The 26,519-nt window shown below is 61.0% G+C and carries 29 protein-coding genes; 7 read left to right on the forward strand and 22 right to left on the reverse strand.

What is annotated here, in order from left to right; genetic code table 11:
* Positions 1-189 precede the first annotated feature (189 nt).
* Positions 190-1,479, forward strand: a complete 1,290-nt coding sequence (gltA, locus tag JVX98_RS14215; protein ID WP_034796688.1) for a citrate synthase — start codon at positions 190-192, stop codon at positions 1,477-1,479.
* Positions 1,480-1,679: 200 nt separating this feature from the next.
* Here the strand turns inward: gltA and lpxB are convergent, their stop codons facing one another.
* Genes lpxB through bamA form a run of 6 tightly spaced genes read right to left on the reverse strand, consistent with a single transcriptional unit; the run spans position 1,680 to position 8,461 of the window.
* A complete protein-coding gene (gene lpxB / locus JVX98_RS14220; RefSeq protein ID WP_205239019.1) occupies positions 1,680-2,855 on the reverse strand; it encodes a lipid-A-disaccharide synthase in 1,176 nt (391 codons plus the stop codon).
* Entirely contained in the window at positions 2,852-3,739 is an 888-nt protein-coding gene (locus JVX98_RS14225) for an LpxI family protein (RefSeq protein WP_205239020.1), read from the reverse strand. The genes lpxB and JVX98_RS14225 overlap by 4 nt, the downstream gene beginning before the upstream one ends.
* Positions 3,740-3,744: 5 nt before the next feature.
* Positions 3,745-4,560: an acyl-ACP--UDP-N-acetylglucosamine O-acyltransferase gene (lpxA, locus tag JVX98_RS14230; RefSeq protein WP_192447140.1), complete on the reverse strand. Its 816-nt coding sequence runs from the start codon at positions 4,558-4,560 to the stop codon at positions 3,745-3,747.
* Positions 4,557-5,021 carry a 3-hydroxyacyl-ACP dehydratase FabZ gene (gene fabZ / locus JVX98_RS14235; protein ID WP_034796695.1) on the reverse strand — a complete coding sequence of 155 codons (465 nt, stop codon included), beginning with the start codon at positions 5,019-5,021 and terminating at the stop codon, positions 4,557-4,559. Before fabZ ends, lpxA begins: the two co-directional genes overlap by 4 nt.
* On the reverse strand, positions 5,014-6,081 hold the full coding sequence (lpxD, locus tag JVX98_RS14240) for a UDP-3-O-(3-hydroxymyristoyl)glucosamine N-acyltransferase (RefSeq protein ID WP_205239021.1): 1,068 nt from the start codon (positions 6,079-6,081) through the stop codon (positions 5,014-5,016). Before lpxD ends, fabZ begins: the two co-directional genes overlap by 8 nt.
* Before the next feature lie 46 nt (positions 6,082-6,127).
* Positions 6,128-8,461 carry an outer membrane protein assembly factor BamA gene (bamA, locus tag JVX98_RS14245; RefSeq protein WP_205239022.1) on the reverse strand — a complete coding sequence of 778 codons (2,334 nt, stop codon included), beginning with the start codon at positions 8,459-8,461 and terminating at the stop codon, positions 6,128-6,130.
* On the opposite strand from bamA, the gene JVX98_RS14250 reads away from it, so the two are divergent.
* Positions 8,403-8,627 (forward strand): hypothetical protein, encoded by a 225-nt coding sequence (locus tag JVX98_RS14250; protein WP_192447221.1) that lies wholly within the window; start codon positions 8,403-8,405, stop codon positions 8,625-8,627. The genes bamA and JVX98_RS14250 overlap by 59 nt on opposite strands.
* Before the next feature lie 84 nt (positions 8,628-8,711).
* Here JVX98_RS14250 and rseP read toward each other — a convergent pair whose 3' ends face one another.
* From rseP to JVX98_RS14290, 8 genes are all read right to left on the reverse strand, one after another.
* On the reverse strand, positions 8,712-9,845 hold the full coding sequence (gene rseP, locus JVX98_RS14255) for an RIP metalloprotease RseP (RefSeq protein WP_205239023.1): 1,134 nt from the start codon (positions 9,843-9,845) through the stop codon (positions 8,712-8,714).
* Between the two features lie 31 nt (positions 9,846-9,876).
* Positions 9,877-10,710, reverse strand: coding sequence for a phosphatidate cytidylyltransferase (locus JVX98_RS14260; protein ID WP_192446040.1), 834 nt, complete (start codon positions 10,708-10,710; stop codon positions 9,877-9,879).
* Complete coding sequence (locus JVX98_RS14265) at positions 10,710-11,453, reverse strand: isoprenyl transferase (RefSeq protein WP_192446039.1); 744 nt, start codon at positions 11,451-11,453, stop codon at positions 10,710-10,712. The genes JVX98_RS14260 and JVX98_RS14265 overlap by 1 nt, the downstream gene beginning before the upstream one ends.
* Positions 11,454-11,490: 37 nt before the next feature.
* Positions 11,491-12,051, reverse strand: a complete 561-nt coding sequence (frr, locus tag JVX98_RS14270; protein ID WP_034796704.1) for a ribosome recycling factor — start codon at positions 12,049-12,051, stop codon at positions 11,491-11,493.
* Between the two features lie 53 nt (positions 12,052-12,104).
* Positions 12,105-12,827 carry a UMP kinase gene (gene pyrH, locus JVX98_RS14275; protein WP_043622205.1) on the reverse strand — a complete coding sequence of 241 codons (723 nt, stop codon included), beginning with the start codon at positions 12,825-12,827 and terminating at the stop codon, positions 12,105-12,107.
* Positions 12,828-13,019: 192 nt separating this feature from the next.
* Positions 13,020-13,943: a translation elongation factor Ts gene (gene tsf, locus JVX98_RS14280; RefSeq protein ID WP_205239024.1), complete on the reverse strand. Its 924-nt coding sequence runs from the start codon at positions 13,941-13,943 to the stop codon at positions 13,020-13,022.
* Between the two features lie 253 nt (positions 13,944-14,196).
* Positions 14,197-14,964: a 30S ribosomal protein S2 gene (rpsB, locus tag JVX98_RS14285; protein WP_043622167.1), complete on the reverse strand. Its 768-nt coding sequence runs from the start codon at positions 14,962-14,964 to the stop codon at positions 14,197-14,199.
* Between the two features lie 182 nt (positions 14,965-15,146).
* Entirely contained in the window at positions 15,147-15,974 is an 828-nt protein-coding gene (locus JVX98_RS14290) for a cell envelope integrity EipB family protein (RefSeq protein ID WP_192446038.1), read from the reverse strand.
* A gap of 144 nt (positions 15,975-16,118) precedes the next feature.
* Between JVX98_RS14290 and JVX98_RS14295 the strand changes: the two genes are divergently transcribed.
* Genes JVX98_RS14295 through JVX98_RS14310 form a run of 4 tightly spaced genes read left to right on the forward strand, consistent with a single transcriptional unit; the run spans position 16,119 to position 18,977 of the window.
* A complete protein-coding gene (locus JVX98_RS14295; RefSeq protein ID WP_205239025.1) occupies positions 16,119-16,586 on the forward strand; it encodes a RidA family protein in 468 nt (155 codons plus the stop codon).
* 13 nt (positions 16,587-16,599) lie between these two features.
* Positions 16,600-17,325 (forward strand): glycerophosphodiester phosphodiesterase, encoded by a 726-nt coding sequence (locus tag JVX98_RS14300; protein ID WP_205239026.1) that lies wholly within the window; start codon positions 16,600-16,602, stop codon positions 17,323-17,325.
* Between the two features lie 4 nt (positions 17,326-17,329).
* Positions 17,330-18,517 carry a GNAT family N-acetyltransferase gene (locus tag JVX98_RS14305; RefSeq protein ID WP_192447139.1) on the forward strand — a complete coding sequence of 396 codons (1,188 nt, stop codon included), beginning with the start codon at positions 17,330-17,332 and terminating at the stop codon, positions 18,515-18,517.
* Between the two features lie 43 nt (positions 18,518-18,560).
* Positions 18,561-18,977 carry an HIT family protein gene (locus JVX98_RS14310; RefSeq protein ID WP_043622157.1) on the forward strand — a complete coding sequence of 139 codons (417 nt, stop codon included), beginning with the start codon at positions 18,561-18,563 and terminating at the stop codon, positions 18,975-18,977.
* Positions 18,978-19,063: 86 nt separating this feature from the next.
* Here JVX98_RS14310 and JVX98_RS14315 read toward each other — a convergent pair whose 3' ends face one another.
* The 8 genes from JVX98_RS14315 to JVX98_RS14350 form a co-directional block, all read right to left on the reverse strand.
* The gene (locus JVX98_RS14315; protein WP_192446036.1) at positions 19,064-19,408 is read right to left on the reverse strand and encodes an AzlD domain-containing protein; all 345 of its coding nucleotides are present in this window, start codon (positions 19,406-19,408) and stop codon (positions 19,064-19,066) included.
* Entirely contained in the window at positions 19,405-20,142 is a 738-nt protein-coding gene (locus JVX98_RS14320) for an AzlC family ABC transporter permease (protein WP_205239027.1), read from the reverse strand. Before JVX98_RS14320 ends, JVX98_RS14315 begins: the two co-directional genes overlap by 4 nt.
* A gap of 190 nt (positions 20,143-20,332) precedes the next feature.
* Complete coding sequence (gene clpA / locus JVX98_RS14325) at positions 20,333-22,849, reverse strand: ATP-dependent Clp protease ATP-binding subunit ClpA (protein ID WP_205239028.1); 2,517 nt, start codon at positions 22,847-22,849, stop codon at positions 20,333-20,335.
* Positions 22,850-22,858: 9 nt separating this feature from the next.
* Entirely contained in the window at positions 22,859-23,212 is a 354-nt protein-coding gene (clpS, locus tag JVX98_RS14330) for an ATP-dependent Clp protease adapter ClpS (RefSeq protein WP_043622145.1), read from the reverse strand.
* 238 nt (positions 23,213-23,450) lie between these two features.
* Complete coding sequence (locus JVX98_RS14335) at positions 23,451-23,807, reverse strand: phasin family protein (protein ID WP_034796735.1); 357 nt, start codon at positions 23,805-23,807, stop codon at positions 23,451-23,453.
* 279 nt (positions 23,808-24,086) lie between these two features.
* Positions 24,087-24,290, reverse strand: a complete 204-nt coding sequence (locus JVX98_RS14340) for a DUF3126 family protein (protein WP_034796738.1) — start codon at positions 24,288-24,290, stop codon at positions 24,087-24,089.
* A gap of 99 nt (positions 24,291-24,389) precedes the next feature.
* Positions 24,390-25,217 (reverse strand): serine O-acetyltransferase, encoded by an 828-nt coding sequence (cysE, locus tag JVX98_RS14345; protein WP_205239029.1) that lies wholly within the window; start codon positions 25,215-25,217, stop codon positions 24,390-24,392.
* A gap of 88 nt (positions 25,218-25,305) precedes the next feature.
* A complete protein-coding gene (locus JVX98_RS14350; RefSeq protein WP_205239030.1) occupies positions 25,306-26,091 on the reverse strand; it encodes an alpha/beta fold hydrolase in 786 nt (261 codons plus the stop codon).
* 174 nt (positions 26,092-26,265) lie between these two features.
* On the opposite strand from JVX98_RS14350, the gene JVX98_RS14355 reads away from it, so the two are divergent.
* Complete coding sequence (locus tag JVX98_RS14355) at positions 26,266-26,511, forward strand: zinc-finger domain-containing protein (protein WP_205239031.1); 246 nt, start codon at positions 26,266-26,268, stop codon at positions 26,509-26,511.
* Positions 26,512-26,519 lie beyond the last annotated feature (8 nt).

Here is a 26,519-nt window from a genome sequence, read left to right on the forward strand (position 1 = left end):
ACGAGCTTATTGATCTCTTTGGACTTATTGCCGTAACATGCCATTATTGCGTCGCCATATGCACATTTTCGCATCGCACAATTTGCCTTTCGTACAGCTTGGCAGTCGAAAATAAATCATATAGCAAATTCGCAACGTTCATTGTCGTGGCACGTCTGTGTGCCACGTTGCCATAAGACGGAGGGTCCGATGACTGATAAAACCGCGGTTGTAACACTCGATGGAAAGTCGGCGGATCTTCCGGTGCGATCTGGGTCCATCGGCCCTGACGTCGTGGACATCGGCTCGCTCTACAAGCAGACGAAGATGTTCACTTACGACCCGGGCTTCACGTCGACGGCGTCGTGCGAATCCAAGATCACCTATATCGACGGCGACGAAGGTGTGCTGCTGCACCGCGGCTACCCGATCGAACAGCTTGCCGAGCACGGCGACTTCCTCGAAGTCTGCTACCTGCTGCTCTACGGTGAACTGCCGACCAAGGCGCAGAAGGCTGATTTCGACTACCGCGTCACGCACCACACCATGGTGCACGAGCAGATGTCGCGCTTCTTCACCGGCTTCCGCCGCGACGCACACCCGATGGCCGTCATGTGCGGATGCGTCGGCGCGCTCTCGGCCTTCTACCACGACTCGACCGACATTACCGATCCGCACCAGCGCATGGTTGCCTCGCTGCGCATGATCGCCAAGATGCCGACGATCGCGGCCATGGCCTATAAGTACCACATCGGCCAGCCCTTCGTTTACCCGAAGAACGACCTCGACTACGCCTCGAACTTCCTGCGCATGTGCTTTGCCGTTCCGTGCGAAGAATATGTCGTCAATCCGGTTCTGTCGCGCGCCATGGATCGTATCTTCATCCTGCACGCCGATCACGAACAGAACGCTTCGACCTCGACCGTTCGCCTCGCGGGCTCGTCGGGCGCCAACCCGTTCGCCTGCATCGCGGCCGGCATCGCCTGCCTCTGGGGCCCGGCGCACGGCGGCGCCAACGAAGCGGCGCTCAACATGCTTGCGGAAATCGGCACGGCCGACCGCATTCCGGAATTCATCGCCCGCGCCAAGGACAAGAACGACCCGTTCCGCCTGATGGGCTTCGGTCACCGCGTCTACAAGAACTACGACCCGCGCGCCAAGATCATGCAGAAGACCACGCATGAAGTGCTCGCCGAGCTCGGCCACAAGGACGATCCGCTCCTCGAAGTGGCGATGGAACTCGAGCGCATTGCGCTGACCGACGAGTACTTCATCGAGAAGAAGCTGTACCCGAACATCGACTTCTACTCGGGTATCACGCTGAAGGCGCTGGGCTTCCCCACCACCATGTTCACCGTTCTCTTCGCGCTCGCCCGCACCGTCGGCTGGATCGCGCAGTGGAACGAGATGATCGAAGATCCGGAACAGCGCATCGGCCGCCCGCGCCAGCTCTATGTCGGCGCTCCGCAGCGCGACTATGTGCCGGTCTCCAAGCGCTGAGACCGACAAAAGCACAGACAACAAAGGCCCGGTCATCGCTGACCGGGCCTTTGTTTTTTCAGCGCTGGATCGACGGTTGCGGCCGGTAGTGATCAGTCGCTATGAGCAGCAACGCAAGACTGCCCGAGCGCACGCTGTGCGCCGGGCGTCATCGTCAGTAAAGCGTCGATGAAGATTGCGCCCTCAGGCAGCGGTAGATCTTACGACTTCCTCTTGTCGAGATAGCCGAGAACGATCTTGGCTGCCATCTCGCCCGGCGGATGGTCGGTCGCCATGCGCTGCTGCACAAGCGCGTAGCCGTCGAGCATCGAGGCCCGCTGCGCCGTTGCGCTGGAAAGCCGCTCCATCCAGCGCGTCAAAGCACCGGGACGGATCGATTCGCCGAAATATTCCGGGACGATCGGGAAATCTGCAATCAGGTTGGGCAATGCGCCGCTCCAGATGCGGATGCGCTTGTGCAGGAATTTTACCAGGAAATCAGGCGCATAGGTCGAAACGACGGGCACGCCGGCCAAAGCGAGTTCCAGAATGACCGTACCCGAAGCTGCGATCGCGGCATCGGCCCGATCGAACGCCGCCCATTTGTCGGCCGCACCGACGGAAATCTCCGGCTGGATGGTCCAGGATGCGGTAATTTCCCGCACCAGTTTCTCCTGGCGCGGCACGGTCGGAAGCACGAAGCGGACGCCCGGATGGCGGGCAGCGAGTTCCTCGACCGTCGCGCGGAAGATAGGCAGCAGGCGACCGACTTCGCTCGAGCGCGAGCCCGGCAGCAGAAGGCAGGTCGAAACACGCCCGTCCTTGGCTCCTGCAAGGCGCGGCTGGCGGCTTGCGCGAACGGCAAGCACATTGGCGTCGCTTGCAAGTCGATGGCCGACATAGGTGGTCGGAGGCCCTTGCAACCGCTCCATCGCCTCCGGCTCGAAGGGCAATACGGCAAGCACGTGATCGACGTAGCTGCGCATGCGCGGCGCACGCTCAGGCTTCCAGGCCCAGACGCTCGGGCAGACGTAGTTGATGACGGGCAGATCCGGCAATGCAGCACGGACTTTTCGCGCCACGCGGTGGGTGAAATCCGGGCTGTCAATGATCAGAAGCGCGTCGGGTCGGGCTGCAATGATGGCCTTTGCCGTCTCGCGGATGCGCATGATCAGCTTCGGTAGACGGGCGAGCACCTGGGTGAAACCCATGATCGACAGTTCGGAATAGTCGAACAGCGAGCGCAGCCCCTCGGCCTCCAGGGCCTCGCCGCCGACACCGACGAGTTCGACGTCGGAATGGCTTTGCGCCCGAAGCGCGCGAACGAGATCGGCGCCCAGAAGGTCGCCGGAAACTTCACCGGCGATCACAGCGAGCTTGTACCGTGGCGCAATCATCGCCTGTTGCCTCCGGATGCGCGCTCCACTCCGGCGACGAACAGCCCCGCTCGATCGGCGACACTGACCACGTCGTTCCGTTCCAGTACCAGCGCCCGCCCGGCTTCCACAGCAACGCCAGCAAGACCAGCTCGCTCGGCAAGGGCGATGGTGGATGGACCGATCGACGGGAGGTCGGCACGCAGGTCCTGTCCGGGCTTGCAAAGCTTGACGAGTACGCCGCGCCGGCGGGAGGAAACGCGCCCCTCCGCCTTCAACACGGCGACACGCTCCAGCATGGCGTCCGTGCCCTCGGCACCCTCGAGCGCGACGACACGCCCGCCGACCGCAACCGCCCCCTGCCCCACGTCGAGCGCGCCGAGCGCATTGGCCGCAGCAATACCCGCTTCTATGTCGCGTTGGTCGTCAGCGTCAGGGTTCACAGCACCGATGGGGCCTGAGTCGGCCAGGAGATTGGGAACCACCTCGTGCACGCCGATGACATGCGCGCCGCTTGCCTCGATCAGCTGCATCGCCATGCGCAGGACCGCATCGTCCCCGCCCGAGACCAGCGTCTTTAGAACTGAAGGTATCTTTGCGAGGGTCCGCAATGTCGGGCGGATATCGCGCCATTCCGGCCGGCGCCGAACCCACCCGGACAAGACGACGCGGTCTATGCCCTCTTCCCTGAATGTCCGGCTGATATTGGCGAAATCGCCGATCGCCAGAACCGAGTGGTCGAAGTCGATCCAATCGGCTTCTTCGGCTTCACGCGTGAGTGCGATGATGTAGGGATCTTCGCCGCGCGCACGAACTGCTTCGGCGACATGGTGGGGCAGCGCGCCGCCACCAGCGATGATTGCGAGCCGGCCGCCAGTCGCTGCGCGGCTCGCAGCAGAAGACATCACGGTCAGGCCTTGCCGCGTTGCGGCGACGACAGTGCGCGGTCGCTCTCGGCGCCGATGAAGTCGAGGATTTCCATGACCGGCGCGCAATCCATATAGTCTTCGCGAATCGCTGCGGCATTGGCGCGGATCGATTCCGGCCCCTCGAAAATCTGCTTGTAGGCGCGGCGAACCACATGGATCGTTGCACGATCGATGCCAGCCCGGCTCATGCCGACAACGTTCAGGCCGCTGAGCAGGCCGGGATTGCCGTTGAGCATGCCATAGGGAATGACGTCGTAGCTGACAGCCGACAGACCGCCGACAAAGGCCTGACGGCCGACGCGGGTGAACTGGTGCACCGCGCAGCCGCCGCCGAGAATGACGCGGTCCTCGACCGTGACATGGCCCGCCAGCATCACATTGTTGGACAGGATAATGTTGTTGCCGAGGCGGCAATCATGCGCCACGTGCGAGTTGGCGAGAAAGAGATTGTTATCGCCGACAACCGTCTTGCCGCCATGTTCGACGGTTCCGGTGTTCATCGTCACGCCTTCGCGGATCGTGCAATTGGTACCGATCAGAAGTTCGGTATCGACAGCACTGTGATGAACGCTCTGGGAATCGCCACCGACCACGGCGTTCGGGAAAATCTTCGTTCCCTTGCCGACAGTCGTCCGGCCGATCACCACGGCATGGCTGAGAATCTCGATATCGTCGCCCAGAACGACTTTCGGCCCGATGTAGCAAAACGGGCCGATCTTGACGTTCTCGCCGATCACAGCCCCGCTCTCGACGACCGAGGACGGGTGGATCTTCGCAGATGCTGCAATCATGTTCAGGCGTCTTCCTTGCTGACTATCATCGCGCCGATATCAGCTTCTGCGACAAGTTGCCCGTCAACTTTTGCGTCACAGTGAAATTTCCAGATATTGCCACGCTGCTTCTGCTTCACGACATGGAATTCGACGCGATCGCCAGGCACGACCGGCTTGCGGAAACGGGCATTGTCGATGGTCATGAAATAGACCAGGTTCGTGCCGGTTCCGACTTTGCGGGCACAGATCGCGCCGGCCGTCTGCGCCATGCCCTCGACGAGCAGGACGCCCGGCATGATCGGCTGCTCCGGGAAGTGACCGGTGAAATGCGGCTCGTTCGCCGAGACATTCTTGATACCGATCGCCGAATTGTCGCCGTCGATCTCGATGATGCGATCGACGAGCAGGAATGGGTAGCGATGGGGCAGCAGTTTCAGGATTTCCTGAATATCCGCCGTGCCGAGAACCGTTGCTGCTTCACTCATTCGCGCCGCCCTTCTTCTTTTTCTGTCTTTCCTCTGCCCGCATAGCCATTTCCGCGACGTCGCGCAGGAAATCACGCATCGGGCGCGCCGGAATACCACCGTACCGTTCACCGGCAGGAACATCGGCGGCCACGCCGCTCATGGCGGCGATCTGGACGCCGTCACCAACCGTGATGTGGCCATTGACGCCGCTACCGCCGCCAATCATGACGCCATCGCCGATCTTCGTGCTACCGGCAATGCCGACCCCACTGACGATGCCGCAGTAGCGACCGATACGGACGTTGTGACCGATCTGAACGAGGTTGTCGATCTTGGTGCCCTCGCCGATCACCGTGTCGTCCATCGTGCCACGGTCGATCGTCGTATTCGCGCCGATCTCGACGTGATCCTGGATGATCACCCGCCCGACCTGGACGATCTTGATCATCCCGCCTTTCGGACCCGGCGCATAGCCGAAGCCATCCTGGCCAATGCGAGCACCTGGATGGATGATGACGCTGTTGCCGACGAGCGCGCAGAGCACGCTGGCGCCCGCAGAAATCGTGCAATCGCGGCCGATGCGCACGCCCGGGCCGATGACCGCGCCGGCTGCAATGCGCGTGCCGCGGCCGATCTCGGCGCCGGTCCCAATGACTGCCGTCGGTTCAACCTCGACATCGTCTTCAAGGCGCGCGGTCGGGTCCACGAACGCGCCGGGCGCAATCCCGCTCAGGCTCGTATTGCGTGCCGGACGCATCGCAATCTCGTGCAACAACGTACCGGCAAGCGCAAAGGCCGTATGCGGCCGCGCTGTCAAAAGGACGGGAATATGGGCGGGGACGAGAGACGAAATCGTCTTGTCGCAAATGATCGCCGATGCCTCACAGGTCTCGAGCTCGGCGCGGCTCTTGCGAGACAACATATAACAGACGTCACCGGGCTTTGCCCGATAGACCGGCGCCACGGAGCGGACAGCGCGGTCAGCGACCGCGACATCCACCAATTCCGCTCCAATTCGATCCGCCAGGTCGCCCAGGCGGATCCCATCGTGGGGCGGAAAAAACCAGTTCTGTTCCATATACACTCCAGAACGATCTTTTCTGGCAGTTCTGGACTGCTTTTTATCAGAACGACGAGGAAATGCCGAACTTCAGGTTCTGAACCTTGTCGAAATCTTCCTTGGCGATCGGCCATGCGTAGTCGACACGCAGCGGACCGAAGGGCGAAGCCCAGATCAGACCAACACCGACCGATGCACGCAGCGACGAGTTGTTACCCTGCACAGTCTCGCCCGGGGCCATCTTGACCTGGTTGCTGTAGAGCGTGCCCGCATCAGCGAAGACCGCACCACGGAAGCCGCTGTCACGCGGGATACCCGGAAGCGGGAACGTCGCCTCGGCCGAAGCCGTGAAGTAGGTCGTACCGCCGAGCGCATCGCCCGTTGCCTTGTCCCGCGGACCGATACCGTTACGCTCGAAGCCGCGGATGTCGCTGGTGCCAAGCTGGAACTGGTCGAAAACCTGGAGATCGCTGCCGGTTTCGAAGATATGTCCGGCGCTACCGCCGAGCGACGCGATGATGTCGGCTTCGTCGTTGACCGTATAGTACCATTTGGCCTTACCGGTCATCTTGTAGAAGTCGGAGTCGCCACCGAGGCCAGCGAATTCATGCGTGAAGGTCGCAAGAATACCGTCATGCGGCAGCTGCGCATCGTCGAGCGTATTGTAGGTGATCGACTGCGAAACCGACGAACGGACCCAGTTGCCACCCTCGACCGCACGAACGTAAGGCGACGACAGCTTCGCAACGTTACCGCTGTAGTCGAACTGCGTGAAGTTGTAGCGCAGCGTCGTCGACAGGTTCTCGGTGATCGGCGCGGTCACGCGCAGGCTGAAGCCCTGATCTTCGTAGCTGTAGTTGTCGTCATCGAAGTCGTTTTCGTTCTTGAAGACGTCGAAGCCTGCGGCCAGACGATAGCCAAGGAAATACGGCTCCGTGAACGAAACGTTGTACGTGCGGCTTTCGTCGCCACGACCCGCCGCAACACGGATGTACTGGCCACGACCCAGGAAGTTCTTTTCTTCGATCGAAGCTTCGACGAGGAAGCCACCGCCACTACCGGCAGAGTAACCTGCACCGATACCGAACGAACCGGTCGACTGGTCCTGCACATCGACGATCACGACAACACGGTCAGCGGCGCTGCCCGGAGCGGTCGAAACGTTGACGCTCGAGAAGTAGCCGAGAGCCTCGAGACGACGCTTGGCACGCGCAACCATTTCCTGGTTGAAGGCGTCGCCTTCACCCATGTCGAACTCGCGACGGATGACGTAATCGCGGGTACGGGTATTGCCGCGGATTTCGATACGCTCGACATAAGCACGTTCGCCCTGATCGACGAGGTAGTCGACCGAGATCGTGTGGTTGCCGAGATCGCGATTGCCGCGCGGCGTGACGCGAGCGAACGGGTAACCGGCCGAAGCGACGCGCTTCGAGATTTCGGTCATCGTCGCCTGGACGTCCTTGGCCTTGTAGACCGAACCCTCACGGCTCACGACGAGCCCCTTCAGTTCTTCGGCATTGACACCCTCAACGGTCGATTCGACGTTAACCGAACCAAAGTCGTAGCGCGGGCCTTCTTCGACGGTGATCGTCACCGTGTACTCGTTGGTCGCCTCATTCAGGGCCGCATCCGAGGAAACGACCTGGAAATCGGCGTAACCGCGGTTGTAGTAGAACTGACGCAGCAACTCTTCGTCCGCACGCAGCTTGTCGGGATTGTAGACGTCCTTCCGCGTAATGAAGGAGAAAATGCCCGATTCCTTCGTCGCAATGACCGACTGCAGACGGCCGTCGCTGTAGGCTTCGTTGCCGACGAAGTTGATCTGCGAAATCTTGGTGCGCTCGCCTTCGTTGATGACGAATGCGAGGTTGACGCGACCTTCGGCGACCGGAACGACCTGCGTCGTCACCGTGATATCGCTACGACCGATCGCAGCATAGGCGTCCTTGATCGACTGGATGTCCGTCTCGACCGTCGCTTCGCTGTAAGGACCGAGCGGCTGCGTGCGCACGACGCCCTGCAGCTTGTCGTCCTTGATCTTGCGGTTGCCGTTGAAGACGACCTGGTTGACGAGCTGATTCTCGCTGACGCTGACGACCAGCGTGCCGCCGGAAACGTTGATGCTGACGTCGGAGAAGTAGCCGGTCGCATACAGGCGCTTCACCGAAGCGTCGATGTCGGTGTTGTTGAAACTCTTGCCCGGGACAATCGTGATGTTCGCACGAACCGTCTCAGCGCTGACGCGCGTGGCGCCGCGAACTTCGACACGATTGATGACCGCAGCTTCTGCAACGGACGTGCCTGCGAGCAACCCAACACCAGCGCCGGAAACAACAATGCTTGTTGACAGCGCAGCCGCCGACACCGCGTTCAAAAACCTTGAACCAGCTTTCATGTTCAAATCTTACCTTTTCCAAACGTCGCGCGGCAGTTTCGTGCCGACTCCGGTCACGGTTGCCGTTTTAACCGCTTTTCCCATACAAGCAAGCCAGCTCGTTAATTTCTGTTTACTTCAATTCGAACCGTGGCTTAACGGCCACTACAGCCTCGATTTATCGTAAACAAAACCTTTCGTCGCAAGCCGTTGAAAACCAATCGTTCACAGTATCCGTCGAAATCCCCCTCGCCGTTTCCCCGGCCGAACGCTAGCCGAAGAACATCGATATGTCGTTCCAGGTGGCAAAGACCATGAGCATCAGCACCATGGCAAAGCCGATCCGATAGGCGACATCCTGCGCGGCCGGGCCCACCGGCCTTCCGCGCAAGGCCTCAACCGCATAGAACATCAAGTGGCCGCCATCAAGCACCGGAACGGGCATGAGGTTAAGCAATCCTATGGAAACAGACAGGATCGCGGCAATATTCAGCAAAAATGGAATTCCAAGCGTCGCCATCTGCCCCGAAACCTTGGCGACGCGGATCGGTCCACCGATCTGATCGGCCTTCATCCGCCCGGTCACGACATTGGAGAGATAGTCGAAGGTGCCGGTGACGACATGCCAGCTTTGCAGGACGCCCTGCCCGACGGCCTCGATCGGACCGTAGCTGACCGTACGGAAGTTACCGGCTTCCTGGTCGGTCAGGATACCAATGACGCCGATTTCCATCTTGTTGCCGAACTGGTCCGTGAGCTCGGTGCGCTGCGGCACCATGGACAGATCGAGCATCGCGCCGTTGCGTTCGATACGAATCGAAATCGGCATTTCCGGACGGACGCTGACATAGCGGCGGACGTCGTCGAAGGTGACGACCGGCGTGCTGTCGATCGAAATCAGACGGTCTCCAGGCACGACGCCGGCCTGCGCAGCCGCACTGTTTTCGTTCACCCGCGCAACCACCGGATCGGCGACCTGACGCCCGTAGACGGAAAACAGAACGGCAAAGATGGCGATGGCGAGAATGAAGTTTGCGATCGGACCGGCAGCGACCGTTGCCGCGCGCTTCCACAATTTGGCGCCGAGGAAGGTCTGGCTGCGCTCTTCCGGCGCCAGTGCCTCCAGGCGCTTGTAGTCCGGCACGCTCGCCGCATCCTCGTCGCCGTAGAACTTGACGTAACCGCCAAGGGGAATCGCCGCCAGTTTCCACCGCGTTCCGTGCCGGTCGGTCCAGCCGACGAGTTCGGGGCCAAAGCCGATCGAAAAAGCGAGGATGCGGATACCCGACCAGCGGCCGACGAGGTAGTGGCCCATCTCGTGTACGAAGACCAGCAACGTCAGCACCAGAAGAAATGGGATGACGTAGCCGGTCAGAATCTGAAGGGCATCAAACAGATATGTCATGAACGTTCCTCAAGCACCCATGGGCCTAAGCTCAAAGGCTATACAGGACTGATCCGAAAGCGATCTGGCGCCCATCGCTGACGAAATACTGAACCATGACCAGAATCAACGCCGCGACGCACGCGAAAATCAATCCATCGACCCGATCCATAACGCCGCCATGCCCCGGAATGAGACGGCTGGAATCCTTTACCCCAAAACGGCGCTTGATGAAGGATTCGAACAAGTCTCCCACTTGGCTGGCGACGGAAAGCACCAGCGCAATGATCGGAATTCGGAGATCTTGCAGCGAAAAATAAGCCATAAAGACGGCAACACCGGCGAGGATGCCGCAAATTGTGCCACCGATGGCGCCCGACCACGTCTTGCCGGGCGATATGCGCGGGGCAAGCTTCGGTCCCCCAATCGCGCGGCCGGTAAAATAGGCGAAGATGTCGGTCGCCCAGACGACGGCGAAGACGAACAGCGTCGCCATCAGGCCGAGATCGTCGGCGCCGCGAAGGGCGGCAAGCGAAATGCCGGTCAGTCCGGCATAGGCGATGCCGCCCGGAAGCCACCAACTGGTCTTTTGCAGGGCTACCCAAAGGACGGTGAGCGCGACGAAGGCGGCCAGGACCGGAAGGCTGTAGCCGATGTATCCGGTCACGATCAGGCCGGCGATGATGACAATGGCCAGCCAACCAACGGCGTTGCCCTGGAAATCCCCTTCCTGGAGGCCAGTGATCGTCGACCACTCATAATACACCAGCAGCGCAATCAGCGCCGAGAGAAGCTGGAATGCCAAGCCGCCGAACCAGGTCGCCGCCAGTGTCACCGCTGCGAGGACCACGCCCGAAGCGATACGAAGCTTGAGTTCAGTCTGCATCAGGAACCAACCGCCAGCGTGGGCTCGGTGACGCCGCCGAAGCGGCGCTCGCGGCAGGCGTATTTTTCAAGAGCCGCCAGGAACGTCTCTCGGGTAAAGTCCGGCCACAGTTCCGGAACGAAGATCAATTCCGAGTAGGCGCCCTGCCACAGAAGGAAATTCGAGAGACGCTCTTCGCCACTGGTCCGGATGATCAGGTCCGGATCCGGGATGTCCGATGTGTCGAGCGTCGCCGAGATACGTTCAGCGGTGATGTCCTCGGGCCGCAACCGTCCTTCGGCGACTTCCGTCGCCAGACGGCGCATGGCGCGTGTCATCTCGTCCCGCGCGCCGTAGTTGAAGGCGATAACAAGGGTGATGCCGGTATTTGCCCGCGTCGTCTCCTCCGCCTCCACCAGCAACGGTAGAATGTCACCCCTGAGGTTGGAGCGGTCGCCGATGACGCGGATGCGCACATTCTCGCGGTGAAGGTCGGCAAGATCCCGGCGGATGAAGGTCTTGAGCAACCCCATGAGATCGCTGACTTCCGCCGCCGGCCTGCTCCAGTTTTCCGAGGAAAAGGCAAAAAGCGTGAGGTAGCGGATCCCCAGCTCGCCCGCCGTCTTGACGGCGGCGCGAACGGTCTCGACACCCTTGCGGTGCCCCATCGTGCGCGGCAGCCCACGCGCGTTCGCCCAACGTCCGTTGCCATCCATGATGATGGCAACATGTTCCGGAACGGTCGTGGAAGTGAGGTTTTGCATAAGGCGTCCGCGAAAGGAGACTCAGATCACGAGCAGATCAGACCTGCATGATTTCCTTTTCCTTCTCGACGAGCAAGCGGTCGATATCGGAAATCGTTTCGTCGGTCATCTTTTGCACGCGCTCGGACTGAGAACGGCTGATATCCTGGCCGATGTCGCCATCCTTTTCGGCTTTTTTCAGGTCGTCCATGCCATCGCGGCGCACGTGACGCACGGCGACCTTCGCTTTTTCGGCGTAGTCATGTGCCACTTTGACGAGCGACTTGCGGCGCTCTTCGTTGAGCTCCGGCAGCGGAATGCGCAGGTTCTGACCGTCGATGATCGGATTGAGGCCGAGGTTCGATTCGCGAATGCCGCGATCGACGGCGCCGACCATCTGCTTGTCCCAGACCGAGACGGACAGCATGCGCGGCTCGGGAACCGTGATGTTCGCCACCTGGTTGAGCGGCACGCGCGAGCCATAGGCTTCGACGGTCACCGGATCGAGAACGTTCGCCGACGCGCGGCCGGTACGGAGCGACGCGATATCGCTCTTGAATGCGGAAATGGCGCCATCCATGCGACGCTTCAGTTCCTTCAGGTCAACACCTTCACTCATGGTGGAAACTCCCGTTCTATCATGCGCCGGCCGCAAGGCCGTTCTGCAGCTTCTTAGTTGTCTGTGACGATGGTCGCGCGACCGCCGCCGGTCAATATTTCCGCAAAGCCACCCTTCTCGTGAATGGAGAAGACAACGATCGGAATGGCATTTTCGCGTGCGAGCGCCACGGCGGCAACATCCATGACGGCAAGGCCCTTCTCGAGGACCTCGCTATGCGTCAGGCGGTCGAAGCGGGTCGCAGTCGGATCCTTCTTCGGGTCGGCGGAATAGATGCCATCGACCTGCGTGCCCTTGAAGATCGCCTGCGCGCCCATTTCGGCGGCGCGAAGGGCGGCGGCAGAATCGGTCGTGAAGAAGGGGTTGCCGGTGCCGCCGGCGAAGATCACGACGCGGCCGAGGGAAAGATGGTAGAGCGTTGCACGCTGCGAGAAGCTCTCGCAGATTTCCGGCATCGCGATGGCCGAGAGCACTACCGTGTCGATGTCGAGCTTGCGCAGCGACGTTGCGAGCGCCAACGCGTTGATCACGGTTGCCAGCATGCCCATGTGGTCGCCGGTCACCCGGTCGCCACCCTTGGAAGCGACGGCCACGCCGCGGAAGATGTTGCCGCCACCGACAACCACGCCCACTTCGACGCCCATGGCGCGAGCCTCAGCGATATCTGCGGCGATCCGGTCGGCGACCGCGACATCGATGCCGAAGCCCTGGCTGCCCATCAGGGCTTCGCCGGAGGCTTTGAGTAGAACGCGTTTGTAGAGTGGCTCGGCCGGCATCATCGCTCCTGAACAGATCGGTGCGCGTGCGCGCGAAGGCGGCGCACAGCGCATAAGGACACATTGCGCTCCATGGTTTCAACCGCAACGGCGTATTTTCCGGCGGGTCCAGCGCATTGACGAAGCCGGATACACGAAGGGCACCGCGTTGTCACGCGATGCCCCAAGGTTTTCCCAATATGGGTGAAGAAATCAGCCCTTGGCGACGGCTGCAACTTCTGCAGCGAAGTCGGACTCTTCCTTCTCGACGCCTTCGCCGAGCAGCAGGCGAGCCATGCCGGTGACTTCGATCGGTGCGCCAGCGAGCTTTTCAGCGTCCTTGACGGCCTGACCGACAGTGATTTCCGGGTTCATGACGAAGGCCTGCGACAGCAGAGCGACTTCTTCGAAGAACTTGCGCATGCGGCCCTCGACCATCTTTTCGATGATGTTGTCCGGCTTGCCCGAAGCGCGCGACTGTTCGATGAAGACGTTGCGCTCGCGCTCGGCAACAGCGGCGTCGACTTCGTCGGCGCGGATCGCGAGCGGGTTGGTCGCAGCGATGTGCATGGCGACCTGACGGCCGATCGAGTACAGCACTTCCTTGTCGCCGACCGACTTCAGCGCGACGAGAACGCCGAGCTTGCCGATGCCGTCGCCGGCAGCGTTGTGGATGTAGGTTGCAACAACGCCGTCTTCGACCTTGAGCAGAGCTGCGCGGCGCAGCGTCATGTTCTCGCCGATGGTGGCAATCGCATCCTTGATGGTCTCATCGACCGACTTGCCGGTTGCCGGGTAGTTTGCAGCGGCGATGGCTTCAACCGAGCCGTCGGTGGTCAGCGCTACATTGGCAACGCCGCGGACGAGCTCCTGGAAGGCTTCGTTGCGGGCAACGAAGTCGGTTTCGGAGTTGATTTCGACGACGACGGCCTTGACGCCACCGCTGACAATACCGATGAGGCCTTCAGCAGCCGTGCGGCCCGACTTCTTGTCGGCCTTGGCGATGCCCTTGGCGCGCAGCCAGTCGATCGCAGCTTCCATGTCGCCGTTGGTTTCGGCGAGCGCCTTCTTGCAGTCCATCATGCCTGCGCCGGTCTTTTCGCGCAGTTCCTTCACCATTGCTGCAGTTACACTCATCTTATTGCCTCTTTGTCTGTTGGTTGGCGCGCTGCCCTTGAGGGCGCGGTACCAGGAGGTGTGGCAGGGAATGGCTTTTCATTGTGACACCGTGATGACTGCATCATCGCGGGCATTGTGCGGATCCAAGGATCCGAACGGATCGGCGCCACCCCTGGCTGAAAAGAACAAGGCCGTTTTGACTTTCATCACAAACGGCCTTGTCCCGACATTTCATTGGGGGCGGCAGAGTTTATCTGCCGCCAAGGCCCGATCAGGCGTCGGAGGCCTCGTCGAGCGCCGGCTCAACCGGAGCTTCGGCGGATGCGCCGAGGTCACGGCCCGATGCGCCCTGCTGGCGTGCGATGCCGTCGATGGCAGCGCGTGCGATGAGGTCGCAGTAGAGAGCGATGGCGCGCGAAGCGTCGTCGTTGCCCGGGATCGGATAGTCGATCTGGTCCGGATCGCAGTTCGAGTCGATGACTGCGACAACCGGGATGCCGAGGCGCTTGGCTTCGTCGATCGCGATCGATTCCTTGTTGGTGTCGATGATGAACATCAGGTCCGGCGTGCCGCCCATGTCGCGGATACCGCCGAGAGCGCGGTTCAGCTTTTCGCGTTCGCGCTCGAGGTTCAGGCGTTCCTTCTTGGTGAAGCCCGAAGCTTCCGAAGCGAGGATTTCGTCGAGCTTGCGCAGGCGCTGGATCGAGTTCGAAATCGTCTTCCAGTTGGTCATCATGCCGCCGAGCCAGCGAGCGTTGACGTAGTACTGGGCCGAACGCTTGGCAGCGTCAGCGATGATTTCGGACGCCTGGCGCTTGGTACCGACGAACAGAACGCGGCCGCCGTTGGCAACGGTGTCGCTGACGATCTGCAGGGCGCGCGACAGCATCGGCACGGTCTGCGCGAGGTCGATGATGTGAACATTGTTGCGATCGCCGAAAATGTACGGCTTCATCTTCGGGTTCCAGCGGTGCGTCTGGTGGCCGAAGTGAACGCCAGCTTCCAGAAGCTGACGCATGCTAAAATCAGGCAATGCCATGCCTTTTCTCCTTTTCCGGTTGAACCTCCGCGAAGCGTCGAGCATGTCTTTCGACCGGCCCACCGGCGGAACGATCCGGATTTCTCCCGGAACATCCCAAGCTTCACGTGTGGAATGGGCAGCCCCTTAACGGCAACCGCCCGATAAATCAAGCCGCAAACGCCGCTTTTTACCGCAATCGGCTATTTGCAGTCCTCGGATTTGAACACTTCGAGGTCCGCAAGCTTGCCGCTCAGGACGAAATCGCCGTAGTCCATCGTCAGGTCGCGGGTGATCCCGTTCTCGTAGAGCTTGAACGACATGCGGTAGATCGGCAGCGCGTCGCCGCTCTTGTCGTCGTTGAAATATGAGATCGTCACCGGCCAGTAGTTGTCGCCGCTGAGCTTGCCCGCCTTGCCGGCATCCGGCTCGTCCGCCGAGGGTTTGCGCGACTTGCCGACGAAGGTCGAGGTGATCAGGGTCTTGTCGCCCGAATCGGAGCCGTCGAAGATGCGTGCCTCAAAGAGGCTCTCGCCCTTCTTCGCCCGCGAGATCACTTCCATCATGTGCGCGGTCGGAAACCGGCTCGCCGCGAGTTCTATTTCGCGCTTGTCGGGCGCGGTCAGTTCGACCTTGACGCCCGCCTTATCCTCATGCGCCGTCCCGCGCACTTCCTTGTCCAACTTCTCGTCGGTGAAGGAGCGGGTCAGGAAGCGGAAGTTACCGTTCTTCAAGTCCTCGTAGGTGGTCGTCTGCTGATCGGTCAGACGCACTTCCTCGCCGGTATCGACCTGGGTGACGAAACGGAAGCTGACGGTATAGCCGGCACAGGCCGAGCCATTGAACTCGTAGACCATGCGACCATACATGCCGGCGATACCGGAACGATCCGACGCATCCTTGAGTTCGAGATCATAGACGGCACGGTGCGGCACAAGGGCGTTTGCGTACGCCGCCGTGGCGCCCGATAGTGTCATGACGGCGAAACAGGCGCTGCCCAAAGTGACGAGACCGAAGCCTTTATGAAACATCCGTTTCCTCCTGTTGGACTCGCCGGCAATGCTATAAACAAGCGTTCGGCAGAAGCGAGGCGGCGTTCGCAGGAAAAGCCGGCGCCCGCCGCGATCCGGCCTGAATGCAGGATTTTAACACAAAAGACAACAATGGAGCTTTCCATGTCGGCAGAGATCGAAGCGCGCCTCAAGGACCTCGGAGTGACCCTTCCCCAGGCTGCGACCCCGGTTGCAAACTACGTGCCCTACGTCATCAGCGGCTCGATGCTCTACATCTCCGGACAGCTTCCGATGGAAGACGGCAAGGTCGCCGTGACCGGTATCGTCGGCAAGGATGTGGACGTTGCCCTCGCACAGCGCGCCGCCGAACTCTGCTCGATCAACATCCTCGCCCAGGCCAAGGCAGCACTCGGCGGCGATCTCGGGCGCATCCGCCGCCTGGTGAAGATCAATGGCTTCGTCGCCTCGACCCCGGAATTCGTCGAGCAGCACCTCGTTATCAACGGCGCGTCCAACCTGCTCGCCACCGTGCTCGGTGAAGCCGGCAAGCATGCGCGTGCCGCCGTCGGCATGGCTTCCCTGCCCTTCAACGCCGCCGTCGAGATCGACGCCGTCATCGAAATCGCCTGACAGAGTGCCCGACATGGCTGACATTTCCTGGCTGAAGGCCCAACCGATTGCCCATCGCGGCTATCACGACATGAACAAGCAGGTGTGGGAGAATACGCTTTCGGCTTTCTCCCGCGCCGTCGACGCCGGCTTCGCGATCGAATGCGACCTGCAATATACCGCAGACAGTATTCCGGTTGTCTTCCACGATGACGACACAGAGCGCCTTTGCGGCATCAAGGGCGACGTTCGGTCGCGCACCGCCGGCGAACTCGGCCTGATGGCGATCGGCGGCACGAAGGACAAAGTGCCGACGTTGACGCAGATGCTGCGCCTGGTCGCCGGCAAGGTGCCGCTCGTCATCGAACTCAAGGGCCGCAAGGGCGACGATGAAGGCTTTGCCGCTGCCGTGCTCGAAACGCTCGAAGGCTACAAGGGTCACGTTGCCCTGATGAGCTTCGACCATTGGCTGCTCAAGGACCTGAAGGCGCTCGACGCGCCCTACCCGCTGGGCCTCACCGCGGAAGGCGCCAATCCTGAGATCTTCTTCGTGCACGAAGAAGCCATGCAGCTCGGGCTCGATTTCATCTCCTATCACTACGGCCACCTGCCGAACTCGTTCATCACCAAGGAACGGACGCTCGGCAAGACGATCATCACCTGGACCGTGCGCGACCGGCAGGCCGAAGCCTACACGTTTGCCCATGCGGATCAGATGACCTTCGAGGGTTTCGACCCGCGGGAGGCCCTGGTTTCCTAACGTGATGTCAGACGCTGTCACCCTCCGCATCGCGCAATCCTTCACCGATTTACCGGCGGCACGCTGGAACGTGCTGTCCGGTGCATCGAAGGCGTTTCCCGGCGGCGTCTACAATCCCTTCCTCTCGCATGCCTATCTTTCGGCGCTCGAGGAGTCCGGGTCGGCGACGGCCAAGACCGGCTGGCTCGGCCAGCATCTGTTGCTCGAAGGCGGCGATGGCCAATTGCGCGGCGGCCTCGTCTGCTATCTGAAGAGCCACAGCCAGGGCGAATACGTTTTCGACCACGGCTGGGCCGACGCCTTTGAGCGCGCCGGCGGCCGCTACTACCCGAAACTGCAAAGCTCCATCCCGTTTACGCCTGCGACCGGACCACGGCTGCTTACGGCACCGGATGAAAACACGAGCGCCGTTCAGGATGCGCTTGCGGCGGGCTTGAAGGAGCTTGCCCGCAGACACGATGTCTCATCGGCCCATGTGACTTTCGTGCCCGAAGCCGAGATCCCTGCGCTTGAGCGCGCCGGGTTTCTGCACCGCACAGACCAGCAATTCCACTTCACCAATGAAGGCTATGGCTCCCACGCCGATTTTCTGGAGACCCTTGCCTCACGCAAGCGCAAGGCGCTGAAGAAGGAGCGCAGGGCTGCGCTCGAAAACGGCATTTCGATCGACTGGCTGACCGGCAGCGACCTGACGGAAGCGATCTGGGACGAGTTTTTCGCCTTCTACATGGACACCGGCGGACGTAAATGGGGCCGCCCCTATCTGACGCGCGCGTTCTATTCGTTGATCGGCGAGCGCATGGCTGACGATATCCTGCTGGTGATGGCGCGCCGCAACGGCCGCTACATCGCCGGCGCGATCAACTTCATCGGCGGCGATGCGCTCTACGGTCGCCACTGGGGCTGCATCGAGGATCACCCGTTCCTGCATTTCGAGGTCTGCTATCACCAGGCGATCGATTTCGCGATCGCCAAGGGGCTGAAGCGAGTCGAGGCCGGCGCCCAGGGTGAGCACAAGCTTGCGCGCGGCTACATGCCCGTTACCACCCATTCCGCCCATTTCATCACGCATCCGGGGCTCGCCCGCGCCGTCGGCGACTATCTTCAGCGCGAGCGCAGGGATGTGGAGGAAACCGGCGAAATTCTTGCAGAACATGGACCTTTCCGCAAAGGTGAACGGCAGGACGACTGAACCGCTTTTCGTGAAAGCCGGCTTCATTACACGAGGAAGAACAATGAGCTACGACGACAACAACATCTTCGCCAAGATCCTGCGCGGCGAAATTCCCTCGCATCGCGTCTATGAAGACGACGCGACGATCGCCTTCATGGATGTCATGCCGCAGGCCGAAGGCCACCTGCTCGTGGTGCCGAAATCCCCCTCACGCAACCTGCTCGACGCCGATGCCGCAACGCTGCCGGCACTGATTGCTACCGTGCAGAAACTGGCCGTTGCCGCCAAGGAAGCTTTCGACGCCGATGGCGTGACGATCATGCAGTTCAACGAAGCGCCGGCCGGACAGTCGGTCTTCCATCTGCATTTCCACGTCATTCCGCGGCAAGCAGGCGTGCCGCTGAAGCCGCATTCCGGCACGATGGAAGACGGCGCCATCCTCGCGGCCAACGCGGAAAAGGTACGGCAGGCGCTCTAATCGCGCTCACGTCATCCACGCTGGGAACCAGGAGCCGGCGGCGCCGGCTCTTTAACAGACGGTCAGGTGGAAGACCTCGCCCCGGCCTAAAAACCCAACCACCACAGGCCCAGCGCCAACGCGGCAATCGATGACGCGATCCCGATTGCCGGCTTTCGTCCAAACAGGAAGAAGGCGGCAGCCCCAAACCCGACGGCACCGGCGCGCAGCCAGAGCGGGGATTGTTCGAGTACACCGGTCGGATAGAGAATGAGCTTTGCGATGACCGCTGCGACCAGCGCGGTGGCGACAGCCCTCACCCAGTTCAGTGCCTCGGAATCATCGCGCAGCTTGTTGCCGGTAATGACACCCAGCCAGCGCCAGATGTCGGTCGCCAGCCAGCCGGCAATCGCGATGAAGACATAGGCCCACCACCCATCCTGCCAGGTCATGCTCCCACCTCCTTGCGGCGGCGCCAGAAGCGCTCGATGAGCCAGGCGAGCGTGCCGCCGACAAGGCCGGCCAGCAGAATGTCGAATTCCGGAAACAGCCAGTAGAACAGCGGCCCGCCGGCAAGGCCGAAGAGCAACGCCACGTAGACGACGGGATGGCGCGCCGAATGCCAGATCGACGCGAGGAAGTAGACCGGCGTCAGGAAGAAAAGGCAGCCGGCGACGATTGGCGGAAAATCAGCGACGAAGTGGTAGACGACGGCGACGAGCAACATATTTGCCGCCACCAGAGTGATGCCGAAGCCGGCGAAAAAGGCGACGCGCCGCTCACGCGGCACCTGCGGCACCTTCTCCATCGCGAACACCCAGGCGGTGATCGCGACAAAATGCGACAGGAAGAGCAGAAGCCAAGTCGGCGTGCGTGACCCGCGCAATTCCGGTATCAGCGCGGCGACCATCGGCATCAATCGAACGGACGACAGCGAGACCGCGAGGAAGGCGGTCGCGAGACCCGCGCCACTCATCATCGAGCTCACGAGAATGACCTTGGCCGGGAGCGCCCAGACCATGCCGACCATGAAGACCACTTGCTCGACCTGGATGCCGGCCTGGGCCGTCAGCGAACAGAAGCCGACAAAGGACAGCATCAGAATGAAGGCCGGCAGGCTGAAGATGCCGCGCATGCCTTTCCCGAACCAGGCGAGCGAAGATTGCTCGTCTTCTTCTCTCTTCATCGGCGATTCCGGATTGTTTCCAACTCGACCACGACGACCCAGGATCGAATCGTCCGGGATCAGTAAAGCCGAATATAGGCTATCGGACCGGCCCGCGGGCGGAAAACCACGCTGGGGTTCCTATTTCGTCCTCAAAGAAAAACAGCGCCGGATGGTTTGCATCCGGCGCCGTCGAACGTGTCTTGCGGGGTTACTTCTTGCGCGGCACCTTCGGCACCGTGCGGCCCTTTCTGGGAGCCGCGTCGCCTGCCCCGGATTCGTCATCCGTTGACGCCTTGGCGGCAGCCTTCTTCGGCTTGGACTTCGGCGCGGGCTCGGCGCCCACCTCTTCCTTGTCTTCGGCCTTCTTAGGCTTTGCCGCCTTCATTGCCGGGCGGGATACTTCCGCCTTCGGCTTGATCGGCGTTGTCTCCGGAACTGCATCGAGCAACAGGCCCTTGGTGCCATCGGCCTTGGTACCGATCGTCACCTTGACGACGCCGCCCTTCTTCAGCTTGCCAAAGAGGATTTCATCGGCGAGCGGCTTCTTGATGTTTTCCTGGATAACGCGGGCGAGCGGCCGCGCGCCCATCTTCTCGTCGTAGCCCTTCTCGGCCAGCCAGGCGATCGCCACCGGCGCGAGGTCGAAAGTGACGTTGCGCTCGGCGAGCTGGGTTTCCAACTGCATGACGAACTTCTGCACCACCTGGTGGATGACCGGGGTCGGCAGCGAAGCAAACGGAATGACCGCGTCCAGACGGTTGCGGAATTCCGGCGTGAACAGGCGGTTCAGCGCCTCTTCATCTTCGCCCGTACGCTTGGAAGAACCGAAGCCGATGGCGGCCCGGGCCATTTCCGATGCGCCGGCATTGGTCGTCATGATCAGGATAACGTTGCGGAAGTCGATCTTCTTGCCGTTGTGGTCAGTCAGCGAACCATGGTCCATGACCTGCAACAGAATGTTGAACAGGTCCGGATGCGCCTTCTCGATTTCGTCAAGCAGAAGCACGCAATGCGGATGCTGGTCGACGCCATCGGTCAGGAGGCCGCCCTGGTCGAAGCCGACATAGCCGGGAGGTGCACCGAGCAGACGCGAAACCGTGTGCCGCTCCATGTATTCCGACATGTCGAAGCGCAGGAGCTCGACCCCGAGAGAGGTCGCAAGCTGCTTGGCGACTTCCGTCTTGCCGACGCCGGTTGGGCCGGAGAAGACGTAGCAGCCGATCGGCTTGTTCGGTTCGCGCAGGCCGGCACGGGCCAGCTTGATCGACGACGCGAGCGCCTCGATCGCCAGGTCCTGGCCATAGACGACCGAGCGCAGTTCCCGCTCGAGGTTGGCAAGCACCGCCTCGTCGTCCTTGGAGACCGTCTTTGGCGGAATGCGCGCCATCGTCGCGATCGTCGCCTCGATCTCCTTCTCGGTGATCAGCTTGCGACGCTTGCTGGCGGGCAGCAGCATCTGTGCGGCACCGGATTCATCGATCACGTCGATCGCCTTGTCCGGCAGTTTGCGGTCGTTGATGTAGCGGGCCGACAGTTCGACGGCCGCCTTGATCGCCTCGTTCGAGTATTTCAGGTGGTGATACTCTTCGAAGTAAGGTTTCAGGCCCTTCATGATCTCGATCGCGTCGGCAATCGTCGGCTCGTTCACGTCGATCTTCTGGAAGCGGCGGACAAGCGCCCGGTCCTTCTCGAAGAACTGACGATATTCCTTGTAGGTCGTCGAGCCGATGCAGCGGATCGCGCCGGAAGACAGTGCCGGCTTCAACAGGTTTGACGCATCCATGGCGCCGCCGGAGGTGGCACCGGCGCCGATGACCGTATGGATCTCGTCGATGAACAGCACGGCGCCCGGATAGTCCTCGAGTTCCTTGACCACCTGCTTCAGGCGCTCTTCGAAATCACCACGATAGCGCGTACCGGCAAGCAGCGTGCCCATGTCGAGCGAGAAGATCGTCGCATCCTGCAACGCTTCCGGCACCTTCTTTTCGATGATGCGCTTGGCAAGGCCTTCGGCGATCGCCGTCTTGCCGACGCCGGGGTCACCGACATAGAGCGGATTGTTCTTCGAGCGGCGGCACAGCACCTGGATGGTGCGGTTCACCTCGGCGTGACGGCCGATCAGCGGATCGATCTTGCCGGACTTCGCCTTCTCATTGAGGTTGACGCAATAGGCGGTCAGCGCGTCCTGCTGCTTCTTGGCGCTTGCCTCTTCGTTGTCGCGCGCGGGCTTCTGCTCGCTCTCGTGATCGTCGGAGCCGCGCACCGGGCGGGCTTCGGAGCTGCCGGGCCGCTTGCCGATGCCGTGCGAGATGAAGTTGACCGCGTCATAACGGGTCATCTCCTGCTCCTGCAGGAAATAGGCAGCGTGGCTTTCGCGCTCGGCGAAGATCGCGACCAGCACGTTGGCGCCGGTCACTTCCTCGCGGCCGGACGATTGGACGTGAATGACCGCCCGCTGGATCACGCGCTGGAACCCGGCCGTCGGCTTGGAATCTTCGTCGTAGCCGGTCACCAGGTTCGACAGTTCGTTGTCGACGTAATCGGTTACGGTCTTGCGCAGCGTCTCAAGATTGACGTTGCAGGCGCCCATCACGGCCGCCGCGTCGGCATCGTCGATCAATGCCAGAAGCAGATGCTCGAGCGTAGCGTATTCGTGGTGGCGCTCGTTGGCAAAAGTCAGTGCCTGGTGCAGCGCCTTTTCGAGGCTGGGCGAAAATGTTGGCACGTTAGTTCCTCATTTCTTTTCCATGACGCATTGCAACGGATGCTGATGCTGCCGGGCGAAATCCATCACTTGCGTCACCTTGGTTTCGGCGACCTCATAGGTGAAGACGCCGCACTCTCCCACGCCGTGATTGTGGACGTGAAGCATGATGCGGGTCGCCTCTTCCGGGTTCTTTTGAAAGAAGCGCTCCAGAATATGGATGACAAATTCCATCGGCGTGTAATCGTCATTCAAAAGCAGAACACGATACAAACTCGGCTTTTTGGTCTTCGGCTTGGTACGCGTGATGACGGACGTGCTGCGGTTGTTGCCGTTCCCCTCATCATCGCTACCTTGCTGCATCCGGACCGGCATGGCGATCATTCTTGTCAGTTCCTTGTCCAGCAGCGACCCATCGAACTCGGCCGCAGCCTGCTTGCCCTTTATCTAATGGTTCGTTTTCAGATTTTAAGACCGAACCAACACACTGCAATCATAATCGCACGTTGACCGGCAAGATTGATCAACTTTCTTTGGGCTGCGCACAGCTTATGCGAAAACAAAAAGGCCGGCCGCAAGCGTTGCGACCGGCCTTTTATTGGGAAATTGTTCTAGCCGGTGATCAGGCTGCTGCAGCGGCTGCCTTGACTGCTGCCGTTGCCTTGGCAACCGGCGCTTCGTAGGGCTTGTAGGCGTCCTTGGCGAGGTCGGCATACATTTCGCCGATCTTCGTTGCTTCGGCGACGAAGCCTTCGTAGCTCGACTTCACGAAGTTGGTCTGCAGTTCGAATGCAGCCTCGACGCTCTTGACGCTGGTCAGCTTTTCGACATGCGCGACGCTGTCCTCGAACGACTTCTTCGAAAAGTCGGCGGCTTCGGTCGCGATAGCCTGGAGACCCTTGGTCCAGGCGGAATAGCTCTTCACAGCCACGTCAATGGCTTCCTTGCTCTTCTTGTTTGCATCGTCGAAGTTGAACATCCGGTGTCTCCTTGGTGACGGCCTGATCTGGAGGCTTCAGTTTATGTGCACTGCACAAAAAGTCAAGACGAGTGTGCGATGCAATAAAATACAACAGATGCAACAACTTGATGAAATATCGGCGTCCGGCATGAAATTTCTTGCCGCGTTCACTACAGCCCCAAGATGAGCAATAGCGAGCAATTGCCCAGAGAGACGTCAACCTCCCGCACAAAACAATAAACCCCAAAAATCCCAGGGATTTTCGGGGTTTATACTGAAAGCGTCCGACGCTGGACCTTAGAGGTCGATGTCGAGGATCGCCATGGAGAAGTTGTAGGAAAGCTCGCCGTCTTCCTCGTCGCGGAAGACCACACCGAGGAACTCGTCACCGAGATAGACTTCAGCGGACTCGTCCTTCTTCGGGCGAGCCTTGACGACCATCTGCTGATTGAAGGTGCGCTTGAAATAGGCTTCAAGCTTGCGGATTTCTTCGGGCTTCAAAACACGTCTCCGTAGCCGTTTAAACTGTGCGGCGCTTCTCGCACGCTGCATTGGCGGGTGTAAACCCCTCGAAGGAGGCTACGCACCGGTTCCCGCATGTCAGATATCGAAGCTGGCAAGGATCTGGTCCATCTGGCGCGACGGCTCGGAACAACCAGCCTCGCCCACCACCTTTGCCGGCACGCCGGCCACGGTCGATTTCGGCGGCACCGGTTTCAGCACGACCGAACCGGCAGCAACGCGCGAGCAGTGCCCGATATGGATATTGCCGAGGATTTTCGCTCCGGCGCCGATCAGGACGCCATCTGCGATCTTCGGATGGCGATCGCTGCCCTCCTTGCCCGTGCCGCCAAGCGTCACGCCGTGCAGGATCGAGACGTTATCGCCGATGACGGCCGTCTCGCCGACAACGAGGCCGGTCGCATGGTCAAGGAAGATGCCGCGGCCGATGCGGGCAGCGGGGTTGATGTCCGTCTGGAACACGCTGGACGCGCGGCTCTGCAGGTAGAAGGCGAAATCCTTGCGGCCGCGCTTCAACAGCCAATGGGCCAGGCGATGCGTCTGGATCGCGTGGAACCCCTTGAAATAGAGCACTGGCTCGAGGAATCGGGTGCAGGCGGGGTCGCGGTCGTAGACGGCCTGGATATCGACACGCAGGATGGTGCCCCATTCCGGCCAGTCCTCGAGCATTTCAGAAAAGGTCTGGCGCAAAAGGTTCGCCTGCAGATCCGGGTGATCCAGCCTTTCGCAGATGCGGTAGATCACGCTTTCTTCGAGGGAATGCTGGTTGACCACAGTGGAATAGAGGAAGGCCGCGAGCATGGGGTCTTGCTCGGCGGCGACCCGGGCTTCTTCGCGCAGGCTATTCCAGATCGGGTCTATAACTTTCAGCGCTTCTGCCTGGCGAAGTTCGGTCTTGGCGACCATCGTCGCTCTCCTTCCTTGTCCGTGCCTGCCATTACTATAGGGGAAATCAGGCGTGACTTAAATGGCGTCTGGCGGCGACAACGATACGCTAGATGCGATCGATCTCCGCCAGAAATTCGAGCACCGCTTTCTTGAAAACCCGATCGCCGACGGCGAGCATATGGTCGCGGCCGGGAATGTCGAGCGCCCGCGCATGCGGCATCAACGCGGCAAGTTCTTCGGCCGATCCGGCGATGTCATCGATCGTCCCGACGCCGATCAGCGTCGGCTGCTCGATGCGCGCCATATCCTGTGCCGTCAGCAGATCCCGCGAGGTCGAGATACAGGCGGCAAGCGCCTGCCGGTCACTCTTGGTCTGGTCGGCAAAGGCGCGGAACATGCGCCCGCGCGCATGGGTCACGTCGTCGAGCGACGGCGCCACCAAAGCGTCGGCAATCGGATCCCAATCCCCTACCCCCGACACCATGCCGATGCCGAGGCCGCCGAAGACCAGCGAGCGCACGCGGTCGGGATGCGCGAGCGCCAGGAAAGCCGAGATGCGAGCGCCCATCGAATAGCCCATGACATGGGCCTCGGCGATCCCGAGATGCCCAAGCAATGCGGCGGCGTCACCCGCCATCTGCTGAGGCTGGTAGAGTTCCGGGTCGTAGGGCTTGCTGCTCTTGCCATGACCGCGATTGTCGAGCGCGATGACGCGGTAGCCGGCGTCACCCAGCGTCTTCAGCCAGCCCGGGAAAACCCAGTTGACGTTGGCGCTGGATGCAAAGCCGTGAATGAGCAGAACGGGCGCGCCGGACGGGTCGCCCTCGTCGAAGAAGGCGATCTCCAGACCGTCATGATTGAAACGGGAAAACGGCGGCGGGGTGAGATCCATCTATTCATCCTTGGGCATATCGATCCCGCGCAACCTAGTTCGTCGCCTTGGCGGGCGAAACCCCGCACCGGCAAAAACCACAACTGCGGCAGCTTTGCCGCTACACATTTCCGGCAAAGCTGACTATGGTGCCGCCAAATTTGACCTTCAGACTTGCATTCATCGGAGCATGACATGGCCGGCCACAGCATCCCGCATTTCCAGAACGACGGCGGACATCAGGCAATCGAAATCGGCGTCAAGGAATTCATGTGCACCGGCGCATCCATTCCCTACGATCACCCGCACATCTTCATCGACATGGGTGACGACAACGAGAAGGTCTGCTCCTACTGCTCTACGCTCTATCGCTACAATCCAAAGCTGAAGGGGACCGAAACCAATCCCCCCGGCTGCCTCTTCGCCCATAAAGCCGCCTGATAAGCGAC

Source organism: Ensifer sp. PDNC004, assembly GCF_016919405.1.
Taxonomy (GTDB): Bacteria; Pseudomonadota; Alphaproteobacteria; order Rhizobiales; family Rhizobiaceae; genus Ensifer.

Excerpts from the sequence above, each read along its gene's own strand:
- gltA (WP_034796688.1), top strand. The coding sequence starts at position 190 with ATGACTGATAAAACCGCGGTTGTAACACTCGATGGAAAGTCGGCGGAT.
- lpxB (WP_205239019.1), bottom strand. The coding sequence starts at position 2,855 with ATGATTGCGCCACGGTACAAGCTCGCTGTGATCGCCGGTGAAGTTTCC.
- JVX98_RS14225 (WP_205239020.1), bottom strand. The coding sequence starts at position 3,739 with ATGTCTTCTGCTGCGAGCCGCGCAGCGACTGGCGGCCGGCTCGCAATC.
- fabZ (WP_034796695.1), bottom strand. The coding sequence starts at position 5,021 with ATGAGTGAAGCAGCAACGGTTCTCGGCACGGCGGATATTCAGGAAATC.
- lpxD (WP_205239021.1), bottom strand. The coding sequence starts at position 6,081 with ATGGAACAGAACTGGTTTTTTCCGCCCCACGATGGGATCCGCCTGGGC.
- JVX98_RS14250 (WP_192447221.1), top strand. The coding sequence starts at position 8,403 with ATGCTTGTTGACAGCGCAGCCGCCGACACCGCGTTCAAAAACCTTGAA.
- bamA (WP_205239022.1), bottom strand. The coding sequence starts at position 8,461 with ATGAAAGCTGGTTCAAGGTTTTTGAACGCGGTGTCGGCGGCTGCGCTG.
- rseP (WP_205239023.1), bottom strand. The coding sequence starts at position 9,845 with ATGACATATCTGTTTGATGCCCTTCAGATTCTGACCGGCTACGTCATC.
- JVX98_RS14260 (WP_192446040.1), bottom strand. The coding sequence starts at position 10,710 with ATGCAGACTGAACTCAAGCTTCGTATCGCTTCGGGCGTGGTCCTCGCA.
- JVX98_RS14265 (WP_192446039.1), bottom strand. The coding sequence starts at position 11,453 with ATGCAAAACCTCACTTCCACGACCGTTCCGGAACATGTTGCCATCATC.
- frr (WP_034796704.1), bottom strand. The coding sequence starts at position 12,051 with ATGAGTGAAGGTGTTGACCTGAAGGAACTGAAGCGTCGCATGGATGGC.
- pyrH (WP_043622205.1), bottom strand. The coding sequence starts at position 12,827 with ATGCCGGCCGAGCCACTCTACAAACGCGTTCTACTCAAAGCCTCCGGC.
- tsf (WP_205239024.1), bottom strand. The coding sequence starts at position 13,943 with ATGAGTGTAACTGCAGCAATGGTGAAGGAACTGCGCGAAAAGACCGGC.
- rpsB (WP_043622167.1), bottom strand. The coding sequence starts at position 14,964 with ATGGCATTGCCTGATTTTAGCATGCGTCAGCTTCTGGAAGCTGGCGTT.
- JVX98_RS14290 (WP_192446038.1), bottom strand. The coding sequence starts at position 15,974 with ATGTTTCATAAAGGCTTCGGTCTCGTCACTTTGGGCAGCGCCTGTTTC.
- JVX98_RS14295 (WP_205239025.1), top strand. The coding sequence starts at position 16,119 with ATGTCGGCAGAGATCGAAGCGCGCCTCAAGGACCTCGGAGTGACCCTT.
- JVX98_RS14300 (WP_205239026.1), top strand. The coding sequence starts at position 16,600 with ATGGCTGACATTTCCTGGCTGAAGGCCCAACCGATTGCCCATCGCGGC.
- JVX98_RS14305 (WP_192447139.1), top strand. The coding sequence starts at position 17,330 with ATGTCAGACGCTGTCACCCTCCGCATCGCGCAATCCTTCACCGATTTA.
- JVX98_RS14310 (WP_043622157.1), top strand. The coding sequence starts at position 18,561 with ATGAGCTACGACGACAACAACATCTTCGCCAAGATCCTGCGCGGCGAA.
- JVX98_RS14315 (WP_192446036.1), bottom strand. The coding sequence starts at position 19,408 with ATGACCTGGCAGGATGGGTGGTGGGCCTATGTCTTCATCGCGATTGCC.
- JVX98_RS14320 (WP_205239027.1), bottom strand. The coding sequence starts at position 20,142 with ATGAAGAGAGAAGAAGACGAGCAATCTTCGCTCGCCTGGTTCGGGAAA.
- clpS (WP_043622145.1), bottom strand. The coding sequence starts at position 23,212 with ATGATCGCCATGCCGGTCCGGATGCAGCAAGGTAGCGATGATGAGGGG.
- JVX98_RS14335 (WP_034796735.1), bottom strand. The coding sequence starts at position 23,807 with ATGTTCAACTTCGACGATGCAAACAAGAAGAGCAAGGAAGCCATTGAC.
- cysE (WP_205239029.1), bottom strand. The coding sequence starts at position 25,217 with ATGGTCGCCAAGACCGAACTTCGCCAGGCAGAAGCGCTGAAAGTTATA.
- JVX98_RS14350 (WP_205239030.1), bottom strand. The coding sequence starts at position 26,091 with ATGGATCTCACCCCGCCGCCGTTTTCCCGTTTCAATCATGACGGTCTG.
- JVX98_RS14355 (WP_205239031.1), top strand. The coding sequence starts at position 26,266 with ATGGCCGGCCACAGCATCCCGCATTTCCAGAACGACGGCGGACATCAG.